The sequence below is a fragment of the Agarivorans sp. Z349TD_8 genome (assembly GCF_050870825.2).
Taxonomy (GTDB): domain Bacteria; phylum Pseudomonadota; class Gammaproteobacteria; order Enterobacterales; family Celerinatantimonadaceae; genus Agarivorans.
The window spans coordinates 1,413,096-1,435,263 of the sequence record NZ_CP194037.2 but is presented as its reverse complement, the minus strand read 5'-3'; the positions used below and the strand labels follow the sequence as shown (position 1 = coordinate 1,435,263).

18 protein-coding genes are annotated in these 22,168 nt (G+C 42.9%); 8 read left to right on the top strand and 10 right to left on the bottom strand.

The window, feature by feature from the left end; all coding sequences use genetic code 11:
- Positions 1-37: 37 nt before the first annotated feature.
- The 3 genes from ACRRS1_RS06460 to ACRRS1_RS06450 form a co-directional block, all read right to left on the bottom strand.
- The gene (locus ACRRS1_RS06460; RefSeq protein ID WP_432453974.1) at positions 38-601 is read right to left on the bottom strand and encodes a GNAT family N-acetyltransferase; all 564 of its coding nucleotides are present in this window, start codon (positions 599-601) and stop codon (positions 38-40) included.
- A gap of 25 nt (positions 602-626) precedes the next feature.
- Complete coding sequence (locus ACRRS1_RS06455) at positions 627-794, bottom strand: hypothetical protein (RefSeq protein WP_439025080.1); 168 nt, start codon at positions 792-794, stop codon at positions 627-629.
- Positions 795-1,423: 629 nt separating this feature from the next.
- Positions 1,424-3,202 carry a choline/carnitine O-acyltransferase gene (locus tag ACRRS1_RS06450; RefSeq protein ID WP_432468136.1) on the bottom strand — a complete coding sequence of 593 codons (1,779 nt, stop codon included), beginning with the start codon at positions 3,200-3,202 and terminating at the stop codon, positions 1,424-1,426.
- 642 nt (positions 3,203-3,844) lie between these two features.
- Here ACRRS1_RS06450 and betB point away from each other — a divergent pair.
- The 5 genes from betB to ACRRS1_RS06425 all read left to right on the top strand — a co-directional run bounded on the left by betB (position 3,845) and on the right by ACRRS1_RS06425 (position 9,894).
- Positions 3,845-5,311, top strand: coding sequence for a betaine-aldehyde dehydrogenase (gene betB / locus ACRRS1_RS06445; protein ID WP_432468137.1), 1,467 nt, complete (start codon positions 3,845-3,847; stop codon positions 5,309-5,311).
- Positions 5,312-5,320: 9 nt separating this feature from the next.
- On the top strand, positions 5,321-7,006 hold the full coding sequence (gene betA, locus ACRRS1_RS06440; RefSeq protein ID WP_432468138.1) for a choline dehydrogenase: 1,686 nt from the start codon (positions 5,321-5,323) through the stop codon (positions 7,004-7,006).
- Positions 7,007-7,261: 255 nt separating this feature from the next.
- The gene (locus ACRRS1_RS06435) at positions 7,262-8,479 is read left to right on the top strand and encodes a BCCT family transporter (protein WP_432464710.1); all 1,218 of its coding nucleotides are present in this window, start codon (positions 7,262-7,264) and stop codon (positions 8,477-8,479) included.
- Between the two features lie 591 nt (positions 8,480-9,070).
- Positions 9,071-9,382, top strand: coding sequence for an antibiotic biosynthesis monooxygenase family protein (locus ACRRS1_RS06430; protein WP_432453977.1), 312 nt, complete (start codon positions 9,071-9,073; stop codon positions 9,380-9,382).
- 23 nt (positions 9,383-9,405) lie between these two features.
- Positions 9,406-9,894, top strand: coding sequence for a GNAT family N-acetyltransferase (locus tag ACRRS1_RS06425; RefSeq protein WP_432453978.1), 489 nt, complete (start codon positions 9,406-9,408; stop codon positions 9,892-9,894).
- 97 nt (positions 9,895-9,991) lie between these two features.
- Here the strand turns inward: ACRRS1_RS06425 and ACRRS1_RS06420 are convergent, their stop codons facing one another.
- The 6 genes from ACRRS1_RS06420 to ACRRS1_RS06395 all read right to left on the bottom strand — a co-directional run bounded on the left by ACRRS1_RS06420 (position 9,992) and on the right by ACRRS1_RS06395 (position 15,417).
- Complete coding sequence (locus ACRRS1_RS06420; protein WP_432468139.1) at positions 9,992-10,624, bottom strand: bifunctional 4-hydroxy-2-oxoglutarate aldolase/2-dehydro-3-deoxy-phosphogluconate aldolase; 633 nt, start codon at positions 10,622-10,624, stop codon at positions 9,992-9,994.
- A gap of 7 nt (positions 10,625-10,631) precedes the next feature.
- Complete coding sequence (locus ACRRS1_RS06415) at positions 10,632-11,951, bottom strand: TRAP transporter large permease (RefSeq protein ID WP_432453980.1); 1,320 nt, start codon at positions 11,949-11,951, stop codon at positions 10,632-10,634.
- Entirely contained in the window at positions 11,944-12,483 is a 540-nt protein-coding gene (locus tag ACRRS1_RS06410) for a TRAP transporter small permease subunit (protein ID WP_432453981.1), read from the bottom strand. The genes ACRRS1_RS06415 and ACRRS1_RS06410 overlap by 8 nt, the downstream gene beginning before the upstream one ends.
- A gap of 66 nt (positions 12,484-12,549) precedes the next feature.
- On the bottom strand, positions 12,550-13,554 hold the full coding sequence (locus tag ACRRS1_RS06405; RefSeq protein WP_432468140.1) for a TRAP transporter substrate-binding protein: 1,005 nt from the start codon (positions 13,552-13,554) through the stop codon (positions 12,550-12,552).
- A 41-nt stretch (positions 13,555-13,595) separates the two neighbouring features.
- On the bottom strand, positions 13,596-14,360 hold the full coding sequence (gene idnO / locus ACRRS1_RS06400) for a gluconate 5-dehydrogenase (protein ID WP_432453983.1): 765 nt from the start codon (positions 14,358-14,360) through the stop codon (positions 13,596-13,598).
- Entirely contained in the window at positions 14,344-15,417 is a 1,074-nt protein-coding gene (locus tag ACRRS1_RS06395; RefSeq protein WP_432453984.1) for a zinc-binding dehydrogenase, read from the bottom strand. Before ACRRS1_RS06395 ends, idnO begins: the two co-directional genes overlap by 17 nt.
- Before the next feature lie 79 nt (positions 15,418-15,496).
- On the opposite strand from ACRRS1_RS06395, the gene ACRRS1_RS06390 reads away from it, so the two are divergent.
- The 3 genes from ACRRS1_RS06390 to ACRRS1_RS06380 all read left to right on the top strand — a co-directional run bounded on the left by ACRRS1_RS06390 (position 15,497) and on the right by ACRRS1_RS06380 (position 18,820).
- Positions 15,497-16,027: a gluconokinase gene (locus ACRRS1_RS06390; protein ID WP_432453985.1), complete on the top strand. Its 531-nt coding sequence runs from the start codon at positions 15,497-15,499 to the stop codon at positions 16,025-16,027.
- Positions 16,020-17,750: a dihydroxy-acid dehydratase domain-containing protein gene (locus ACRRS1_RS06385; RefSeq protein ID WP_432453986.1), complete on the top strand. Its 1,731-nt coding sequence runs from the start codon at positions 16,020-16,022 to the stop codon at positions 17,748-17,750. The genes ACRRS1_RS06390 and ACRRS1_RS06385 overlap by 8 nt, the downstream gene beginning before the upstream one ends.
- Positions 17,751-17,821: 71 nt before the next feature.
- The gene (locus tag ACRRS1_RS06380) at positions 17,822-18,820 is read left to right on the top strand and encodes a LacI family DNA-binding transcriptional regulator (RefSeq protein ID WP_432453987.1); all 999 of its coding nucleotides are present in this window, start codon (positions 17,822-17,824) and stop codon (positions 18,818-18,820) included.
- 789 nt (positions 18,821-19,609) lie between these two features.
- Here the strand turns inward: ACRRS1_RS06380 and ACRRS1_RS06375 are convergent.
- On the bottom strand, positions 19,610-21,940 hold the full coding sequence (locus tag ACRRS1_RS06375; RefSeq protein ID WP_432453988.1) for a methyl-accepting chemotaxis protein: 2,331 nt from the start codon (positions 21,938-21,940) through the stop codon (positions 19,610-19,612).
- Positions 21,941-22,168: the final 228 nt, after the last annotated feature.

Below are 22,168 nucleotides of genomic sequence, written 5' to 3'. Positions count from 1 at the left end.
AAGAGCTCGCCTGCAGGATCGGTATGAGCGCCTACATTCACAATGGGGGCTTCAAAGAGAAATCCAACTGGTATTCATTGATTCGCTCAATCCGATCATTTGCCAGTTCATGAGCGATTTGTACCGTGAACTGAAAACCAAGCTTTTTAAGTACTGCACCGCTCGCACTGTTCCATGGCTGTGTCCCTGCCCACAACAAATTCTGAAACCCGGTCGCTTTTAGCTGGTGAATCAATGCCTGACAAGCTTCTGTCGCGAGACCTGCCCCCCAATACAATGGATCGATCCAATACGCTAAAGCAAAGCCAGCTCCTCTTCGTGACAATGAGAGTTGACCAATAACTAACTGAGTATATTTATGGCGAATGCTCCATACATAACATGAACCACTTTCCCAGTCTTTTACTCGGCTTTCATGCCAAGCAATGATCTGCGCTTTAGTTTTAAGCCGTGCAAGTGGTAGCTGTCTGGGGAATTTTTCGCAATGAAGCGCGGTTTGCATGGCTTGCCAATCACTCACTTTAATTGGCCGAAATTGTAATCTATCTGATTTAAACTCTGTATTAATTTCCATCCCCGGTGCGATGTGCAAATGTTTCAAGCACTTCCCCATATTGATTCGAGTTTTACTTCAACTCAATTTCTACAAATGAAAACGGATAATCATTGGCATTCACTACGTGATGCTCTACACCAATAGAACGATAACAAGACTGCCCCGCTTTTAGTTCAGCGATGCCTGGACCTTCACAGGTTTCAAGAAGCAACTCACCTTTCACATTTAGGACAACAATATAATCATATCGATGCTTATGCCAGCCAGTTTCCGCACCGACAGCAAAGCTGTCACTCAGTCATCATGAAATGTAAACACAACTTGATTCGACCGTTTCTGCTGTACAACTTCTATTTGGGCCCGACTCTAATTCAATATTCTCGGGTAGCTAAAAACCAATTAAATGGCACATCGCACCAACAAGTCAACAAATTGTAAACCGCAATACCTCCGCTGCTGCGTTCACTGCAATTTATTGTTCAGTATTGATTCGAAAAATATATCGTTATCTGCCCCAACAGAAGCCTTATAGATTCTCTATGCGCATTAACCACTGGGCGATATAGGCAGCATATACCCGAGCCTCTCTTCGCCAAGTATGACTCCAAGGGCGACATCATGTTCGAGGAAACCCGCGGTGACCTTCTGCTGGCCCACGGTCAATGATAAGTGTGATGTTATTGAATGATGTCAACATAAAGACGACAAAAATGAGTGCGAAGTAGGCGATGATTAAGCTTAGAACTAGGCGGCGACATCATCGATGCGATTAGGAACCCCTTGGCAGGAGTAAGCACCAACTCACTTAATTCACTGTCACTTCGAATAGAAGTGAATTTACGCCTAGCACCTGAAGCCCAAACAATACTAGCTTCGCATTAACTCCGCCATTTCAAGCAGTGATTGCTCTATATAAGCTTGCATCTGCTCAAGTTTGTCCTGCATTGCCGTTCTACTGGTCATATTGAAACAAATGGAATCATGTTGCTTAAAATAACGGATCCCAAAGCCGTCATCGACAATCGGTCCATAACCTGCCAACTCAACGCCGTATTCTGATGTGGTACTGGTACACACAATGCTGTGTGTCAGTGCTTGATAACCCACGTCGCTAAATATTTGCGGAAGATTCTCAATACCAAGCGCATCCCCCACGCTGGTATAACGATATTTTAAGGCCAGTAAATGCGCATGAACGCCTTGACCAAAACGACACTCCTTGGCTCGTGCCACGTGCTTGCGAGTCGCTTGAATCAGCGCCGATTTTTTGGCCTCTGTAGAACAATTGGCCGCACCTATACTTTCGATAAACAGCATCGATTCAGGAGAAACCGTATACAAAACATCGATACGCCCACCGAGAAAGGTTCGAGTCATCACAGCTTCGTAGGCGCTGAAGCACTTGCCATAGAGTTTATATTCAGCCAACTGCAGCGCAAGCTGCACGAACGCATCAGGGCTGACGCCAAATTGTTTAATTTGATTTTTACCAAACTGAGTAAAATTCAAAACTCTGGTTTGAGTATTGGCAACATGCAGAGCGAACCAATCCTCCGCAGAGCAAAGCGTTTGTTTCAAATCATCGTTTAAATCAAACTCAATTTCTTCAACGAGAGGAACAGCCGCTTGATTTCTCTTCGCAGAAACTTTCGCTTGAGGCAAACAACACTGATCAATCGTGTCATAAATATGAGCGATTAAACGAAGCATGACCGAACCATCCACGCCTGAGTGCTCAAAATTGATCCCCGTTTTACCATTCTTGAAAACAATAAACTGCAGTGATTTGTCAAAGAAGCGATCCTGTCCAGAACCGTGAAGTAACTGTTTTGAGATCTCGGTGAGTGCTTCCGGGCAATCTTCATCAAGGCTCACGACAAAAGCAGCATCTTCGATAATGCGCATTCGCTCGCCATTTCTCGCCGATATGTCAAGTAAATCGGCTCTACTTTTTGCCCAGTTATCGCGTGGCAAAGTACTGAGTAAACCAAAGTTTTGTCCTTTCTCTGAACCAGAAAGAATTTCATCAAACGCAGCTTTAAGTGCAGATGGGGCGTAAATATTACCGTATTCATCCAAGACATTGAGCTGATAGATCCGCTGATGATGCATGATTACAATATGCTTTCTAGACGACCCGACTTTTAGAGCATCAGTGCCTTGCTGCGGTATTCTGGTTGCAGAAAAAATATTTTGATACTGTTCCATGCAAAGTGGCAGATCTTTTTGCATGTCAACCTTCAAGGTTTTGTTATCAATCAAAGCGATAAACTGGTAAACACTCACAATCAGCGCAGCGGCAATAGTTGCCTGTGAGTTTGTTTTTTCATCAAGCTTACTTTTCAGGTAGTAAAATACGTTACTGTGGATCACCAGCGATTTGGGACATGCTAAGTAAAAGTCACGCCAAACAGGGGCGAACCAGTTAGAAATTGCGGGGGCTTGAGCCCATTCAATCAGATCATGCTGTAGCCTTTCTCCCTCCCCCCCGGGCTGAAGAAACCGCGTAATAAGCGCTCGAGTTTGACCTCGCTCTTGTTCCGTCAATAATGGCGCAGCCCATTCCATGAATTTACCGCAGGTTTCATTTAGCTCTGGCACCGGCATAATAGGTAGCTCTTTTTGACAACTAAATGTGTTATCCATGGACCTTTCACTCCTCAAACAAACAAGTGTTTCCTTCTCATCAGTCACCAACGAACATCCAAAAAACTAGCGTAATTTAGTCCTAAGATATAAACCCTTTATCGAGTTTGAAGCATCCCCTTTTATCATCATTTACCCAGCCAACGACCTGTAACATCGGAACGAATGTCAGTAGAGTTTATTTTAAAAGGTGAGCGTTATTTGCACTCTGCGACCATTTGATGAGAACCACGCCCGTCAGGGCTGTGCGTTCATCAGTACAGCTATAAAATGATTACAATTCAAATTGTTTTAGCTGTAATTATATCTTTTATTGATCTGAACATGACTAGCGTTATATTAATTAGTACATTTAAAACAATGTGTTATCTAATTGAGTATAAATTTACAATTCAGTAAATACTTATTCACCACTTGATAATTAGAGCTCTAATCATTAGGATCGTAATCAAATAAACACCCAGCTGATTGTTTTTTAAACGAAGCTTAGGCTTATCTATGCCAAATCACTCGGTATAACATATCTAATTACAGCCGCACTTTTGATGTCGCGCTGATACAACAACTTAAAAATACAGGCAACTCTGCAGCGGTATGAAAACGAGAACTAAAGCAGTAATTGGCCAGTATGGAGAAACCTTGATGCCATCGTTAGTCGTTTATCAAAACTATGTTCATGGTCAATATATATCTAATGGTACGGGTGAAACATTTGAAGTCATTAACCCGGCAACTGGTCGCGTCAGCTACCTGGTTGAAACGGCCAATCAAGCGATTCAAGAAGCGGCCATAAAGAGTGCTCAATCTGGGTTTAGCACATGGTCAAAAATGCTCCCCATCGAACGCAGCCGTATTTTGTTAAAAGCCGTGGCTTTATTGCGTGAATACAATGATGAACTCGCTGCGCTTGAAGTTCTGGATACCGGCAAACCATGGCAAGAAGCATCGGTGGTTGATGTCGTGACAGGTGCCGATTCAATTGAGTTTTTTGCAGGCTTAGCGCCAAGCATTGAAGGAAGTCAGCAACCGATTGGCGATGATTTTTATTATACCCGCCGTGAGCCTCTTGGAATTTGTGCGGGAATTGGCGCTTGGAACTATCCTCTGCAAATTGCTTGCTGGAAAGCGGCCCCTGCGCTGGCCTGTGGCAATGCCATGATTTTTAAACCCTCAGAGGAAACCCCGCGCGGCGCAATGCGCTTAGCTGAAATTTTGACTCAGGCAGGTCTTCCCGATGGCGTGTTTAATGTGGTTCAAGGCGATGCTCAAGTTGGCGCTTGGTTAACAGGGCACCAAGATATTGCCAAAGTGTCTTTTACTGGTGAAGTAGGCACTGGCAAAAAAGTGATGCAAGCTTCTGCTAGCTCATTAAAACAAGTCACCATGGAGTTAGGCGGTAAATCACCGCTGATCATCTTTAATGATGCAGACCTAGACAATGCTGTTTCTGCGGCCATGTTAGGTAATTTTTATACTCAGGGTGAAATCTGTACCAATGGCACACGAGTGTTTGTGCAACAAGATATTTACCCTCGTTTTATCGAGCGTTTAATCGCGCGCACCGAACAAAACATTGTTTGCGGCGATCCGATGGATCCAAACACCAATTTTGGTGCGCTGATATCAAAAGCACATCAACAGAAAGTCCTCGATTACATCGAAATTGGCAAAGCTGAAGGGGCGACACTACTCACTGGTGGTTGCGCCTTACAACCAGAAAATGCACCCGAAGGTTTCTTTGTTGCGCCAACAATTTTCACGGATTGCACCGACGATATGACTTTGTCAAAAGAAGAAATATTTGGCCCGGTGATGTCGATACTAACGTTTAGCGAAGAAGACGAAGTGATTGAGCGGGCAAATCATACCCAACTAGGTTTAGCCGCTGGCGTATTTACTCAAGATATTAACCGTGCACATCGAGTGATACATCAGTTGCAAGCTGGAATTTGCTGGATCAATGCCTATGGTGCTTCACCAGCTGAAATGCCAGTGGGTGGCTATAAAATGTCTGGTATTGGCCGAGAAAATGGCAGCGAAACATTAAAAGCGTATACCCAAACTAAAGCGGTCTATGTGGGCATGCAGCCACTTGAAAGCCCATTTTAAGGAATAAATATGAGCAACGCTCAGCAAGATTACATCATTGTAGGCGCGGGTAGTGCTGGCTGTGTGCTGGCCAATCGTTTATCAGCAGATCCGAGCAATCGGGTGTTGCTATTAGAAACTGGAGGCAGTGACAAAAGTATTTTTATTCAAATGCCAACCGCATTATCCATTCCGATGAATACTAAAAAATATGCCTGGCAGTTTGAAACCGAAGCAGAACCATTTTTAGACAAGCGCCGTATGCATTGTCCTCGAGGAAAAGTACTGGGCGGCTCGTCATCGATAAATGGCATGGTCTATGTGCGAGGTCATGCGCGCGATTTTGACGAATGGCAGCAACATGGGGCAAAGAATTGGGATTATGCGCATTGTTTGCCCTATTTCAAGAAAGCCGAAACTTGGTCATTTGGCGGTAATCAATACCGAGGAGATACGGGGCCACTTGCGGTCAATAACGGCAATCAAATGAAGAACCCCTTGTATCAAGCATTTGTAAATGCAGGGGTAGATGCCGGCTATTTGGCGACTGCAGACTATAATGGCGGGCAACAAGAAGGTTTTGGCCCGATGCATATGACGGTAAAAAATGGTGTTCGTTGGTCGACCGCAAATGCCTACCTCCGACCCGCTATGCAGCGTGATAACCTAACAGTGATTACCCATGCCTTGGTGCACAAAGTATTATTTGAAGGTAAAACCGCGGTCGGCGTGCGCTACGAGCGTAAAGGACAAGTCATTGATGTATTTAGTGATAAAGAAGTCTTGTTATCTGCTGGTTCCATCGGTTCTCCACATATATTACAGCTTTCGGGCATTGGTGAAGCGAGTACTTTAGCCAAAGCTGGCATAGAACAAATTCACCAGCTACCCGGTGTGGGCGAAAACCTGCAAGATCACCTCGAGTTCTATTTTCAATTTAAGTGTTTAAAACCAATATCTCTTAATGGAAAGCTGGACCCTTGGAACAAAATGTTAATTGGAACCCGTTGGATCCTGAATAAGTCGGGTTTAGGTGCAACCAACCATTTTGAGTCATGTGGCTTTATTCGTTCCAAAGCAAACTTAGAGTGGCCCGACCTACAATATCACTTTCTACCAGCAGCGATGCGCTACGATGGTAAAGAAGCCTTTGCCGGCCACGGTTTTCAGGTGCATATCGGTCATAACAAACCCAAGAGTCGAGGTTTTGTGAAAGTGGTTTCTAGCGACCCACATACGGCACCGAAAATTCAATTTAATTATTTATCTCATCAAGACGACATCGAAGGTTTTCGAGCCTGTGTTCGTTTAACCCGAGAAATCATTAATCAACCAGGCTTAGACGAATATCGCGGTGAAGAAATTCAGCCTGGATTAAGCGTACAAAGCGATGAGGAAATTGACCGTTTTGTCAGAAATTCGGTAGAGAGTGCTTATCATCCGTCTTGTTCCTGCAAAATGGGTGAAGATGAGATGTCAGTGGTGAACTCAGAAACAAAGGTTCATGGGATTGAGGGCCTTAGGGTGATTGATTCTTCGATTTTTCCAACCATCCCTAATGGCAACTTGAATTCACCCACCATTATGCTGGCCGAGCGCGCCGCAGATATGGTTTTGGGTGTAGCAACTCTGGCGCCTAGCACCGCTGAAGTCGTGGTTGCAGAAGACTGGCAAAATAATCAGCGCTTACGGGCTGCAAAACGGCCGGCCAGCTAATCAGCCATCGCTATCATTTTATTGTAATAAATGGGGGATCGCCTCGCTTATCACAAATATGCGGTAACGGACCAACCGACGCGATTTCGCAAATGGTCCCTTAGCTAAGTTCAATTTATCAGGTTTTAACTATCGTCCGCACGATACTTAAGGTCTGATGGCAAAAGCCTTTATTAAAAATTGAGACCTGGCAGTTAAAACATAAAATAAGGAATTAATTATGTTTGCTAGTTATATACCTTCGGAGGCCAAATGATGACGACTTGGCTATCTATCGGCATTTTATTTACCTTCGTTGCCATTGCATTTATCATTTACCGTTGGGGAAACATCCAGTGTATTGGGGTCACTCCGGTGCGTAAGTTTACCTTTATCGCCATCCTATTTACCTCGGGATTAGATGTCGGGCTTATCATGTTCCCACTCACCGAGTTTTCTGGATACGCGGATTTAGTGACCAGCCCTGAATACGCCTTTAGTAATCCATTAGCGATAGAATTTGGTTTTTGGGGTTTCTTTATTTGGGCATTCTATTTCTTAACCTGCTTCTACTTTTGTGTGATAGAGCCCAGAGTTAAGTTTTTCGAAATCCCGTTGATTAAACTCATCAACAACATTGTTATCATTGGTACCTGCGCCTTTACTGCTTACTTATTACTGGTGAATCTCCCCTGGTATTTACCAGAGTTGGGTGATGGCGAGACCATCGTAGGCAGTTTTTATCTAATCGTATTATTGGTGATTGCCACGGCGGTATATTCGAGTACCAACATTCGCTACGTAAGAGTTTTAAGCTTGGCGAGCAGCTGGCTGTTTTTAGCTTTAATCGGCTTAATGTGGGCTGGCGCATTCCTTGCCGATGGTTCGGGTCTTGGTGAATTCTTCTCAACCTTTGCGCTAATTGGGGATTATTTTGCCAATCTACATCACTTTGTCTTACCGATTAACGACTACCATGAATTTTACTTATTTTGGTGGTTTGCTTGGAGCATTATGATTGGTCAGTTTACCGCACGTTTTGTCGGCGGATTTAGAACTTATCAAGTGTTAATTGCGATGATGGTATTCCCATCGATCCCTATCGCCATTTGGTTCACGGTACTATATTACTATAGTGTCAATGCAATTCCTGTAGCGGGATTTTACAATTTAGCAATGGTATTTGTTGGGGTAACATTTGTGATCAATTCGCTTGATTCATTGGTGCGCTTGTATACCGATAACCTAAATTTAACCGTACAGCGCTTTGGCAAAACAAGCTATATTATCGGTAATATTGCCGTACTCAGTGGGCTAACACTATTATTCAAACTAGATTTTCTACAAATCCAGTGGGTTGGCGCATTAGCGATAGGACTCATCTTAGGCTGCTTTGGCTATATTTTACTGACCCACTATCGCCAAGTCGTCAAAATAAAATGTTCACCAAAAGGGAATACCATCGACTATAACAAAATTGAACTATCTAATTAGATAAGGTCAATTCAGAGCGTGGTTTGCGCGATAGTGAAAGCCACGCTGCTCGATAGCTAAATCAAGCAGAATAGCGTCCCAGCTGACTCTGCTTGATTTAGCGACTACACAACAAAACCTAAAGCGTGCAAATCTCTAAATACGCCCACTCAGCTTTCAGCTTATCTAGCATTTTATATTGCACCACGTTTGTTAAAGCCCCTTAATACCAAGCGGATGAGTCATCAGATCAACTTATTGCACAGAATAAATCTGCCAATAACCAGAGATAAAGTGCGCTAACGAGTGGCTCTAATTACAAGAAAAATAATGCAGTTAGCGCTGATTTATAGCTGCGAGAATGAACCGACAATGAGTTAGATGAGTATAAGGCTTTAGCCGCCAATGAGTTCTTGCTATCCTCCTCCCAGGCTTAAGTCATTGCCAAGATGTTAAATCAATTAAACTCGAAAACATCAGCTTTGTAAGCATCTAACAATCAAATACCATGATGCAATGCCGTCAAACCAAGTGGAGCAAACATGGCTACGATTATTAGAGAGAGTTATATTGAACAGTGACAAACAGCCTTAAATAACATCAGGAGCGCATATGTCGTTAATGGCCGAGACACCAGCACCACCTTATTACGCCGTTATTTTTACCTCTCTTCGCACGGAAGGTGATCAGGGCTATGCTGAAATGGCCGAAAAAATGTTTACACTCGCTTCCAAGCAAGCTGGCTTTATTGGCATTGAGTCTGCCAGAGAAGAACTAGGGATTACGGTTTCATACTGGTCCGATCTTGACTCAATCAAACATTGGAAAGCCAATATAGAACATCAGCAAGCTCAAAAAATGGGTCGAGAGCATTGGTATTCATCATTTAAAACTAGAATCGCTAAGGTTGAACGCGACTATTAGCTCTAAAAGGAAAAAGGAAGAAGATGCTTACTCTTAGGCCAATGAAACAAAACGAGTATCCCGCATATTGTGAGTATTTCATTGATGATTACAGCCGTGAAATTGCAGAAAATTATGGCCACCCGCTAGACCTTGCAATCGAGATGGCACAAAAAGCATTACAGCTTAGCTTTCCAAATGGTCTAGATACCAAACAACACGCCTTATTATGTCTTGAAATCAGCATAGACAATCAATCAAATGTGGTGGGCTATTTATGGCATGCCATTAATACAGAGGACCAGGCGACATTCATCTATGACTTTTATGTTAACGAAACCTATCGAGGTCGAGGTTATGCTAAGCAAGCGATTGCGCTTCTAGAAGCTCAGCTTCAGCAGCAGAGTATAAAACAAATCAAGCTTAGAGTTGCTTACCAGAATAAACGTGCGCTCAAACTCTACCAAGCACTAGGCTTTAGTATTTCAGGCTTCAATATGTCTAAAATTCTGGAAGGGCCGTCTAAGCGCTGATGACAAACAACTAATAATTAATATATACCTTGTGAATCAATTTAGATTCACAAGGTATATGGTGCGGATCAGCAGCGATGATGGCTTGGCTTAGGCATCACGCTTGCTTAACCAGCGCAACAGTGCGTTTCACCAATTCACTCACGCTATCCCAGTCAGATTGTTGAATGAGTTGCTTATCAACCATCCATGAGCCACCACAGGCAACAACCGCATCGATAGCAAGATAATCATTAATGTTACCTTCCGAAATCCCGCCTGTCGGCATAATATTCAACATAGAATAAGGACCAAGTAAGGCTTTAAGCATGGGGATCCCGCCAGAGACCTCCGCCGGGAAATACTTCACGAGATGAATGCCATAATTCAAGGCCAATTCAACATCTGAAGGGCGACTAATGCCTGGAATAATCGGAATGTTATGGTGGATACATGCCTCAATGGTTTTAGGATTAATGCCTGGTGAAACAATAAAATCTGCTCCCGCATTTTTGGCCGATATCACCTGCGCTTCATTCAACACTGTGCCTGCACCAATCAACATCTTAGGCTGTGACTCGCGCAATGCCTTAATTGCATTTTCAGCGGCGAATGAGCGATAGGTTATTTCTGCTACGGGTAAATGGTTATCAACAAGTATTTTGCCTAAAGGCAATATATCCTGAGCATGCTCAACAACAATCACTGGGACAACTTTAAGCTTCGAAAGCTTGTTCAATAAATCAGACATACTTACCTCACAATAAAACAGTCACAATTTCAGGGAAAGTGAGCAGCAAAGCTAATACGGCTATCTGCATACAAATAAACGGCCAGACGGATTTGAATATATCAGTGAGTTCGATACCAGCCGGGGCTACACTCTTGAGGTAAAATGCCGCTGGACCAAATGGTGGGCTTAAGAATGAGACCTGCATGTTGACGCAGAATAGAACCCCAAACCAGACCGGGTCGTAACCTAATGCGATAATGATGGGAACAAATATGGGCATGGTTAGCATAGCAACGCCAATCCAATCGAGGAACATACCCAGTACCAACAAAACGCCCATCATGATTAGAATGGTAAAAATTGGCGGCGCATCTAAACCAATAAATAGATCTGCAATGTATTTATCTCCCCCCATCAGGTTATATACCCCAATGATCATCGTGGCACCAATACCAACCCAGATAATCATCCCGACGGTTTTTAGGGTATGTTTTAAGGCGTCAAAAATGATATTCAAGTTAAGCTCATTACGGTACCAAGCCGCAATCGCGACCCCGACGACCCCAACACAGGCTGATTCAGTAACCGACGCAATTCCCCCGTAAATGCTGCCTAATATCCATCCGGCAATCGCAACTGGTATCGCAATATCCTTCGCAATTTTCTTTTTATCTTCTCGACTTAAACCTTCTAATTCGCTTGCATCCATCGCCGGACCATAGCTTGGGTTAATATGACATAGGATCAAGATATACAACATGTAAAGGCTAGAAAGTAATACCGCTGCGGGGACTGAGGCTAAAAATAGATCACCAATAGACACATTGGCGGTCATGCCATAAATAATCAGTACAATACTTGGCGGAACCATCGTGCCTAAAGCACCGCCAGCAACGACAGTACCAATCGCCAAGTTCTGGTTATAGCCCAAACGTAACATTTGCGGTAAAGCAAGCATCCCTAAGAGCACCGTTTCTCCGCCAATAATACCGGACATCGATGCCAGCAATACCGCCACCATCATACTCTGTAGGGCCACTCCACCTTTTATTCTGCCCGCCAAAACTCGCATCGCATTGTATAGATCTCTGGCAATGCCAGTTTTATCGAGCATGGTTGCCATTAACACAAACATCGGCACAGCTACAAAAGTATACGATGAAGTAAAGTCGGTGACCCGAGACGATACCATTTGCATAATGACCGTCGTATCAAACCAAAGATATGAAAAGGAAAGAGCAACAAGCCCCGTAAGAAATCCGAGAGGCATCCCTATGAATAAAAGAAAAATCATTGCAGCGAAAATAATCGCTGTCCCCATTCCAATACCAACCACACTAAGCATTGTGATTCCCCAAATTTAATCGATCATTTCGTTTAACAATATGGCGGTAAATATGAGTGACACAAAGCAGTAGCATCACCAGACATGAAAGGAAAAAGAATCCTTTGTTTAATGCAGGAAATGGAGTATCGATAACACTCCCAGAAGTCTGCATTTTAAATTTACCGAAAGGAGAAAAGAACGCATCTTTAGTTGCACAAAAAGATCCGTAAGTTAGCATCAACATAAAAACAAAGGTTAATAGTTCAACAAGTAATTCCATCCACCACTGTGTTTTTCTTCTAAATCTTTGACGAATAAAGTCCATACAGATATGTTTATTACTTGCATAACAAGATACACCTCCATAAATAAGTGAGATACTCACTAAAAATGTAGTCGTTTCATGAACCCAATTCGTTGGACTGTTAAATACGTAACGCATAACAACTTCAAAAAAACCAATTACCACAACAACAATAAACAGGATTGAAACCCATTCCCCAGCACTAACACAAAGATGATCTATTTTTTCAGAAAAAGACCTTTTCATATAAACCTTCCATTTTAAAATTAATGGCAGGACTCGCCTGCCATTAATAACTTACAATATTATGTTTTATAGCATACCTTGAGAATCAAGATATTTAATAAGAACATCGTAATACATCTTCCCTATTTCTGAGTTATCTGCAGTTTCTTTCCAAATCGCTTTTGCGTAAGCTCTAACCTTATCAATTTCTTTTTGTTCCCAAGCTATCGGCGTCACCCCTTCTTTAATTGCTTCACCATAAGCAATCCGGTCTTCATAGTGAGCCTGTAATAGTGATTCGAGGGCCATACCTTTAAAATGCTCGACGAGGAAGCTTTGATCATCTTCTGGTAAAGCATTCCACTTTTTCAGATTCATAATAACGTGTACAGTGGGTGAAGAATGTATACCGGGGTAGATTGGGTACTTCGCTATATCGTGAACCCCTTGCTTTTGGTTGTTTGCAAAGGTAGAGAAATCGGCGGCATCGATGATCCCTTTTTCAAGTGCGGTATATATCTCAGAACCCGGTAAACCAACTGGAGCGGCCCCCATCCTAGCAAAGAGTTTTTGGATCGGTCCTGAAGGCGCTCGCATTTTAACCCCTTTAAAGTCTTCAACCTTTTCCAACTTAACTTTTGAAGGCAAGGATTCAGAGCCAGTCACAGAAACACCAATTAACTTCGCACCATAAGCTTGAAAAATCTTATCTACCACCTCCAGACCTCCGCCGTAGTAGAACTTGAGAATATCTTCATCACTATTCCAAGCTGAAATAGTATCGCCAATTAAGCCAAATCCTGGGTCCTCTCCAGAATACATTGCAGCGGTTGCAATTGCGCCATCAATAATGCCATTGCGAACACCAGTTAACATATCTGATGATTTTAATACTGAATCTAAGGGTAGCAAATCAATATGAATACGACCGTTAGATGATTTCTCTACAGTATCCGTCCATTTCTTTTGAACCGTATAAACCTGTTCTCCTGTAAAATTAGAACTTTGAAAGTTCAAGCTAATATCAGCAGCCAAAGCTGAACCCGCCAATAGAATTGACGATATAGTTAAAGCAAATTGTTTTATTTTCATTTTATTACCTTCACGTTTTAATTAGGTTATTATTTTAATCACTACACAGCGGCGAGCATCCCACCATCAACAAACAATAGATGCCCATTAACAAAATCAGAAGCTGCCGACGACAAATATACAGCAGCACCAATTAGTTCTTCAGGTTTACCCCAACGATCTGCCGGAGTTCTTTTACAAAGCCAATCCGTAAACTCTTTATTTTCAACCAAGGGTTTGGTTAGCTCTGTAATAAAATATCCTGGAGCAATACCATTCACTTGAATATTATGTCTTGCTAATTCAACGCACCCACCACGAGTCAGCATTTTCACTGCACCTTTAGATGCGGCATAAGGAGTAATGGTATCTCGGCCTAATTCACTTTGCATGGAACCGATATTTATTATTTTTCCACACTGTCGCTCAACCATATATTTGCCAACTTCTTGCATCATCAAAAAGACGGCCTTTTGGTTAACTTGAATCACGTCATCCCAGTCTTGTTCAGGAAACTCAAGAAAAGGATGTCTTCGCTGAATACCGGCGTTATTGATTAAAATACCAATTTCACCAATTTCCATTTCGATTCTTTTAATGGAATCAACAATTTCTTGCTTATTCGTAACATCAAATGCAATGCCATATGCAAGAAACCCCAAATCAACCAATTCCTTGGCTGCATTTTCTGCTCTTTCTTGAGTAATATCGTTAATCACAATGGTGGCACCGTGTTCAGCCAAACCTTTGGCTAAAAGATTACCAATGCCCTGTGCAGCACCCGTAATCAGTGCTATTTTTCCGCTCAAATCAAATAAATTTTTCATCTTGTCTCTCAAATGATAATTGAACTTTCATTGCCGAAGTTTTATCTTCAGCCAGCTTTAAAGCGTCAATTATTTGGGTAAATGGAAATACTCGTGTAAGCAGTGGAAGTGGATTGACTTTCCCTTTCTCAAGCCATCTCACTGCAGTTTCAAATTCGCTTACAAATCGAAAAGTCCCGCGAATGTTGATTTCTTTAGCCAGACATTTTGTTAATGGGAAATCCACCATGCCGGGTCGCATCCCAACCAGAACTAATGCTCCCTTCGCGCGAGTCATATCAATGCAGCCATGAAAAGCCTGCACAGCAGCAGAAGCTTCGAAAGACACATCAAAATAGCCTTTATCGGCAGTGTATTCTGTCGGCAAGCTTTCTAATGGGGAGTAAACTTTGTCGGCCCCCATCTCAAGAGCAATATCTCTACAGCGCTCGCTCAAATCAGTACCAATGATTTCACTTGCGCCAGCAGCTTGGCAGGCTGCAATAATGAGACAACCAATGGGGCCACATCCGGTCACCAAAACCCTTTTCCCCAACACACCACCGGCCTGATTGATGGCATGGATCGCAACCGAAAGTGGCTCGGAAAAAGCCATCACATCGTCACTAATAGTGTCGTCATAGGGAACAAGCTGCTGTTTGCTAACGCTCAAATATTCCGAAAATCCGCCATCTACATGGGGGTTACGCATCGCACTACCAAAGAACTCCATATTCACACATTGGTTAGAATTACCGCTTTCACAATAAAAACACTTACCACATGCTTTACTTGGATTGACAGCAACCGTCTGTCCGCTTTGATGAATACGACCGATGACTTCATGTCCAAGAGTCATCGGGTGGCACAAACTAAAATCGCCTATCCCGCCATGTTGATAGTAATGAATATCGGAACCACATATTCCGCCTCGAGTCACTCGTACAAGCGTTTCATCCGCGGTAACCGCAAATGAGGTTTCTTCAAGGCCAACCTCTCCTTTACCAAAAACTTTTATCGATTTAACTTTCATATTATTACCTATTGACATTTGCTTCCTCATCTCAAAACAAAACAAGGCAACCGCTTGCCATGTTAGATATCGATCAGCTATATTGGAAGGGTTACTTTTAAAAAGTGTGAGGTGAGACAAATTGATGAAAAAGAAAATACTCTTTATAATGGGTGTTTCCGGATCTGGTAAAAGCACCGTGGCAGAGTCAATATCTAGTTTATTATCATATATTTATATTGATGCAGACGATTATCATCCTGAAGCTAATATCGCAAAAATGAAACATAACATCCCACTTAATGATGTGGATAGGCAACCTTGGTTGGATGCCTTAAATACAATGGCAACCGCATGCATTGATTCAAATGAAAACCTCGTAATCGCTTGCTCATGTTTAAAGCCTGAGTATCGAAAAATACTTCAGGCTGGGATCCAAGAAAGTTGCTTATTTGTCTACCTAAAAGGTTCATTCGAAGTGATTAGCGAAAGGATGAAAAAACGTGGCGAGCACTATTTCAATGGTGACTCTATGCTCAGAAGCCAATTTGATACCTTGATTGAACCGAGTACCAATGAACCCATCGATTATATTGAGGTTTCAATCCTAGAAAATGACATAAATGCAGTCGTAGAACTCACTGTAAAAAATTTAAGAGAACTTAATTATGTGTAATAAGCTATTAGCAAAGATCACCGAGAATCTCGAACAGCGTAGTATTTCTTCCCGAACTCAATACCTTAGCCGATTAAAAAATCTGAAAGAAAACCAACTGTCAACCCACTCCATCGAACCCAGCAATGCAGCACATGTGTTTGCCGCACTTGATGAGCAACGACGAACAATTATTCGTCAAAAATCAAGTTATACCTTAGGGATCATCAGCTCATATAACGAAGTGGTTTCGGCACATGCGCCCTACCGTCATTACCCCGAAAAAATAAAATCAATCAGTGCCAAGCTTGGACACAGTGCGATATTTGTTGGGGGCGTACCTGCAATATGTGATGGCGTAGTACAAGGTTATCAAGGAATGGAACTATCCTTGATGAGCCGAGACGTCATCGCCATGGCAACCGCGATACCTTTATCTTGTGCCACTGCAGACCGAGCTGTTTTACTTGGCACTTGCGATAAAATTGTTCCTGGCATGCTAATTGGCGCCCTATCAAGGGGTCATATCCCAAGTGCTTTTTTACCCGCAGGCCCTATGTCCACTGGAATCAGCAATGCTGAAAAATCGAAAGCGAGACAAGATTTTCATCGTGGGGAAATCGATTTGGAACAACTCACCGACACGGAGTGTAAATGTTATCACAGTGAAGGGACCTGCACTTTTTATGGAACCGCAAATACCAATCAAGTCATGTTGGAAGCACTTGGGTTACAACCCATCGATAGTGGTTTATCCAAAGCTTGTATGGATAAATCCTCGGTGATTAACGAAGTGGTTTCCGGGCTGCTGGATAATACTGCATTACCCTTGTACCAAGTGATTACAGAAAAATCGTTAATCAATGCTTGTGTTGTCTGGTTAGCGACCGGAGGGTCCACCAACCATACTTTGCATCTGGTCGCGATTGCGAGAGCGGCGGGTATAGACTTACGCTGGGAAGACATTGATCAACTCTCTGATATTGTACCCTTGCTTGCTAAAATTTACCCAAATGGACCAGCAGACGTCAATCAATTTCATGATGCTGGTGGGGTCTCGGCAATCATGGCCGAATTATTAAGCGCTGGACTATTACACCCCGATGCACTGTGTTTTAACAATCAGCCCATTTCAAAACAAATCCTCACAGCAGAACGAAAAGTGAGCGATCGAGCTATCATTGCAGACGTTGAGCATCCCTTCAGCCCAAGCGGTGGTATAAAATTACTCCAAGGTAACTTGGGACAAGGGATCATGAAAGTTTCTGCGGTTAGCGAAGCGAAACGGATCGTAAAAGCACCTGCGCGAGTGTTCGAAAGCCAACTGGCGGTTCACCAAGCGTTCCAAAACGATGAGCTATGGCAAGATGTGGTCGTCGTGGTTAAAAACCAGGGCCCAACCGCAAACGGTATGCCTGAACTTCACAAGCTAATTCCTTTACTGGGGATTATTTATGATAAAGGCTATCAAGTTGCATTAGTGACTGACGGACGTTTATCTGGCGCTTCAGGAAAGGTGCCCGCCGTCGTTCATATCACTCCCGAAGCCAAAAAAGGAGGCAGCATAGATTTAATTAAAGATGGCCAAATCATAGAGGTGGACGGGATCCATGGAATATTAAATGATATTGAACTTACTTACACTAATGAGATAGCATACGAGCCTCAAGGCTGGGCCAGCAAGGATCTATTCGATGGACTCCGGCTGGCTTTAGGTCATCCTAATAATGGCGCGATGAGCTAAGTTACAACGATATTAAATGCGATTTGAATGCATCCGATAAATGGGTGTGTTCAACACTTGGATAATAATAAATGAATAAAAGAACCACCATCGCAGATGTTGCTGAATATTTAGGCGTAAACAAGTCGACAATTTCTAGAGCATTAAATAACCCGAATCGGGTATCTGCCGACGTTCACTCGAAGGTGATTGAGGCATGTAAAGTTCTCAATTATATTCCAAATGTAGCGGCAAAAACGCTTGCGTTATCTTCCAGCAAATCAATTGTTTTAATCATTCCAAGTTTCACAAACTCGGTTTTTGCCGAGATTATTAGCGCGGCAAAGATTAGTTGTGAAAGCCTTGGCTATAACTTACTCATTGGTGATTCATCTTATACAACACTTGGGGAAGAAAAAGTCGTAGAAAATTTTCTTTCAAGAAATGTTGATGGTTTTATTTTTACTGAAACGGAGCACTCTCTCGCCACCCAAACCATGATCAAGAATAGCAATATTCCAGCCGTTGAAATTATGGATATCCTTGATAAGCCAACCTTCGATGCTAACTTTGGTGTCAACCAGTCAGATGCTGCCACAGAGCTAACCGAATACTTGATCTCTAAAGAACGAAAAAATATTGCGTTTTGCTCAACATGGCTAGATAGACGGGCAATGTTGAGAAAAACAGCATGGGAACTGGTCATGGAAAAACATGGCTTAGATTATCATCGATTCATTAATACCAAAGAACGAACCTCTTTTCATAATGGCGCAAATGCCATTTCGGAAATTTTGAATCAATGGCCAGAAACCGATGCAATATTTTTTGTCAATGACGATATGGCTGCCGGAGCCATCATGCAATGTCAGCGCTACGATATAAAAGTTGGCAAAGATATTGATATTGTAGGGTTTAATGACCTCGATTTCGCCGAAGTAATTAACCCTAGGCTCACCACCATCCGCATCCCTAGAGTCGAAATGGCCGAACTAGCTGTCACCACGATTATTTCATTGATAGAGCAGAAAGGTGTAGCCAATTTGCATCAAACACTCCCTTATGAACTGATGATTAGAGAAAGCGCATAACAATAGCACCATTAGCCAAAGCGAGGACTTTTGGGGCTAATGGTGCTCGCTTCTAAATGGCGCGATGATGTGAAACAAGCCAGCGATAAAGCGATGGTATAGGGTGCCTCAAAAATGCTTTCGACAACAGCAGAGTCCCTTGGTAATTAGCGATTACGACAAAGTCGCTTGGTGTTAACAGTGATTACGTGAATTAGTCTAAATGCTATCTGTCAGTTTCGTTACCTCGATGTGACTAGATATCACAGATTGCCCTAAATTGGTTCAGCCCCAAAATGAGTTAGCTTATTTTGGGGATCTATTAGTGAGGGTTTCGCCCTGACGGCGATATACTTTTCTTTGCTCGTCAAAGAAAAGTATATCGAATGCAATAAACTAGACACCCATTCTAAAAACAAAAACCTTTCATACTCTCGATAGCCAAGGTTACGCTTTTAAATCCCATCATCTTCGCCGAGTCGCGCAAATGAACAAGGGAGCAAAGTTGAAGTCTGTTTGTTGAGCGTAGTGTTTACTTCAACGCCCTTGAGAATGAGCCACGCAGGGTTTAAGAAGATGCAGGGCGAGCTTTCTTTTTGCTTCGCTAAGCTTTGCTCGTTGAAGCTTAATGACGTCGCCGTAGGCGAAAGCTTCTACCCCGTTGCTAACACAGAACGGGACAAAAGCGCGTTAGATACGCACACTCTCAACTGTCAGCTTAGATTGCGAGCTGTATTAAGATGTGTCTGATCGCATATGAACAATACAGCTAATTCACACTAATCCACGTAATCACACCTTACAACAGCGCTATACGCGGAACTGTTTCACCTGCCCGTCTAAGTCCTCTGAAAGCACACTTAAACCGGCACTACTTTTACTAATTTCTTTAACACCATCTAAAGTCTTCTCCCCATAATCAGAAATTGTCACGATACCGCGGTTGATTTCTTCAATCGCAACTTTCTGTTCATCTGAAGCATTAGCAATTTGTGCGTTCATATCACTAATGGTGGATATCGCTTCCGCAATTTTAATTAACGATGTTCCTACATTACGCGCAATATCAGCACTCTTACCACCATTAGCTTTACTAGACGCCATTGCATCAACAGCTCGAACCGTATCTTTTTGTAAACGTTCGATCATGGCTTGGATTTCTTCGGTACTGTCTTGAGTTTTCTTAGCCAAAGTACGAACTTCATCTGCAACGACCGCGAAGCCTCGCCCATGCTCTCCTGCTCGGGCTGATTCAATTGCAGCATTGAGTGCCAAGAGATTGGTTTGTTCTGCAATTCCACGGATCACGTCCAGAATGGTCACAATGCTGCCAACATTCCCCTCCAATTCACTAATGACTTCTGAAGATTGGTCAATTTCTGCAGAAAGATTCTCAATCGAAGTAATCGCCTCTTGAACAACCGTTTGCACATGCTGCCCCTCAACATCTGCCGATTGTGCAACCCCTGCCGCGTTTAAGGCATTACCTGCAACCTCCTGTGCCGAAGCCGCCATTTGGTTGATAGCGGTCACCACCATTTCCATTTCGCGTTGTTGTGCGTTTGCCGCTTGACTGCCCTCTTCCACAATCCTATTCATATCGCCAACGGTTGTAGCCAAGGTGCCCACCGAACCTCGAATGCCTTGAACCACTCGCTGGATCTTAGCCACAAATTGGTTAAAGCCACTGGCAAGCTCGCCGAGCTCATCTTTACGTTGTTCGTTCAAACGTTGGGTTAAATCACCGTCACCCTCGGCAATATCCAGCAAGGAATGGCTGGTTTCTCGGATCGGCCGGACAATGGTCCTGGTAATGATGTAACCGGCAACACCGCCTAACACAATCACTAACAGCGCAGTCAAGCTTGCATAAAGCAAAATCAATCGCTGTATTTCAGAAAGCTTCGAGGTCACTTCATTCATGTCGATTTCATTAAGGATCGCCCAACGCTTACCCATAACTTCGATGGGAGCGTAAGCCGATAAAGCTTTTTCTCCTCGGTAATTTTGATTAACCAGCGAGCCGGAATCTCCACTTAAAGCACGACGGATAGCTTCCGATTGAACGGTTTGAAAACCAACATTGGTTTTGGCAGCGACTATCTCGTCCAATTCTGTTTGATTCACGCCTAACTGGGTCATCAAAGAGTTAAAGCTTTGCGGTTCTTCTAACAATAAACGGCTGGCACTTCTGGGTTTGTTATCAAGCCCAACCAAATAAGTTTCCCCAGTTTTCCCCAAGCCAGAGGCTTGCCAACTATAACCATAGGTCATCAATGCCGTTAATTTTTCGGAAGGAAGTGCAAACACCACGACCCCAACCGCTTCCGTTTTGTTATACACTGGTGCAGCTATAAATCCAGTAGGTAAACCTAAACTTCCAGGGTAAGCAGCATAGTCAATAAACGCATAACTCTGTCCATCCCCTTTAAGTTTCGAGGCTTGGCTAAACGCCTCAGCTAATCCAGATTGAGCGAGCATGGGATTAGTCACCGACATTCCGAAATCAATATGCTTTTTCACCGAATAAATTACACTGCCATTCGTGTCTAACAGCAAAATATCTTGCAGGCCAAAACGTTTTAAAAAGGCCCTGAAATAAGGGTGATAACGCTGGTGATTTGTCGTATAAGAAGTTTTGTCTGATGAAGCAAGCATTTCATCTTTATTGTCAATATCACTCGGGTTGTTCACAATATATTGCGCTTGCAAGGCGATCGCCGGTTCGCTCATCTGGTTAATCAAGGTGGTTACATCAAGCGCCTTCCCTGCATGAAGACTTTTATATTGCCCAGCAATATTGGCCTGATAATAACTCGCAAGTTGATCTTTTTGCCCCTGACGATCATTTCGTCCAACAAAAAACGAGAACGGCTTATAAGACGATGATAAATTACGCGTTGCATCAATCAGCGCTTGTTGTTGCGAAACATTCAGCAACTGACTTTCCAATGACCCAAAATACTGTTTCACTATTTCGGATGCGACATTGCGTAAGGAAATCATTTGATCTCGACGCGCTTCCAGCAGTATTTCTTCTGTTTTATAGGACGAAAACGAAGCGATCACAGCCGCCGTACTCACCACCGCTAAAGCGGCGATAGTAACAATACTGAGAATAAATTTTGAACTGATTTTCATCGTTGACTGTACTCTCTGTTCATATAAATAAAGCGGTACCGAATACCTTAGGAGTCAACCTAAGTATTCAAGGTTCTTTCAATCACATGAACCTAGTTATACCAACGGACAACCATAAGTATCCCCGATAACCATAGTCGATATTGTGTCCAAACCTATAATTTTGAACAGGTCATTCTCTACTATTTTTAAGCTTCTCAAAAATATATCAACCCTACTTGTCTTCAT

What these genes read in the sequence shown, in the direction of transcription:
- ACRRS1_RS06450 (WP_432468136.1), bottom strand. Translation starts at nt 3,202, where the DNA reads ATGGATAACACATTTAGTTGTCAAAAAGAGCTACCTATTATGCCGGTG.
- betB (WP_432468137.1), top strand. Translation starts at nt 3,845, where the DNA reads ATGCCATCGTTAGTCGTTTATCAAAACTATGTTCATGGTCAATATATA.
- betA (WP_432468138.1), top strand. Translation starts at nt 5,321, where the DNA reads ATGAGCAACGCTCAGCAAGATTACATCATTGTAGGCGCGGGTAGTGCT.
- ACRRS1_RS06435 (WP_432464710.1), top strand. Translation starts at nt 7,262, where the DNA reads ATGACGACTTGGCTATCTATCGGCATTTTATTTACCTTCGTTGCCATT.
- ACRRS1_RS06430 (WP_432453977.1), top strand. Translation starts at nt 9,071, where the DNA reads ATGTCGTTAATGGCCGAGACACCAGCACCACCTTATTACGCCGTTATT.
- ACRRS1_RS06425 (WP_432453978.1), top strand. Translation starts at nt 9,406, where the DNA reads ATGCTTACTCTTAGGCCAATGAAACAAAACGAGTATCCCGCATATTGT.
- ACRRS1_RS06420 (WP_432468139.1), bottom strand. Translation starts at nt 10,624, where the DNA reads ATGTCTGATTTATTGAACAAGCTTTCGAAGCTTAAAGTTGTCCCAGTG.
- ACRRS1_RS06415 (WP_432453980.1), bottom strand. Translation starts at nt 11,951, where the DNA reads ATGCTTAGTGTGGTTGGTATTGGAATGGGGACAGCGATTATTTTCGCT.
- ACRRS1_RS06410 (WP_432453981.1), bottom strand. Translation starts at nt 12,483, where the DNA reads ATGAAAAGGTCTTTTTCTGAAAAAATAGATCATCTTTGTGTTAGTGCT.
- ACRRS1_RS06405 (WP_432468140.1), bottom strand. Translation starts at nt 13,554, where the DNA reads ATGAAAATAAAACAATTTGCTTTAACTATATCGTCAATTCTATTGGCG.
- idnO (WP_432453983.1), bottom strand. Translation starts at nt 14,360, where the DNA reads ATGAAAAATTTATTTGATTTGAGCGGAAAAATAGCACTGATTACGGGT.
- ACRRS1_RS06390 (WP_432453985.1), top strand. Translation starts at nt 15,497, where the DNA reads ATGAAAAAGAAAATACTCTTTATAATGGGTGTTTCCGGATCTGGTAAA.
- ACRRS1_RS06385 (WP_432453986.1), top strand. Translation starts at nt 16,020, where the DNA reads ATGTGTAATAAGCTATTAGCAAAGATCACCGAGAATCTCGAACAGCGT.
- ACRRS1_RS06380 (WP_432453987.1), top strand. Translation starts at nt 17,822, where the DNA reads ATGAATAAAAGAACCACCATCGCAGATGTTGCTGAATATTTAGGCGTA.
- ACRRS1_RS06375 (WP_432453988.1), bottom strand. Translation starts at nt 21,940, where the DNA reads ATGAAAATCAGTTCAAAATTTATTCTCAGTATTGTTACTATCGCCGCT.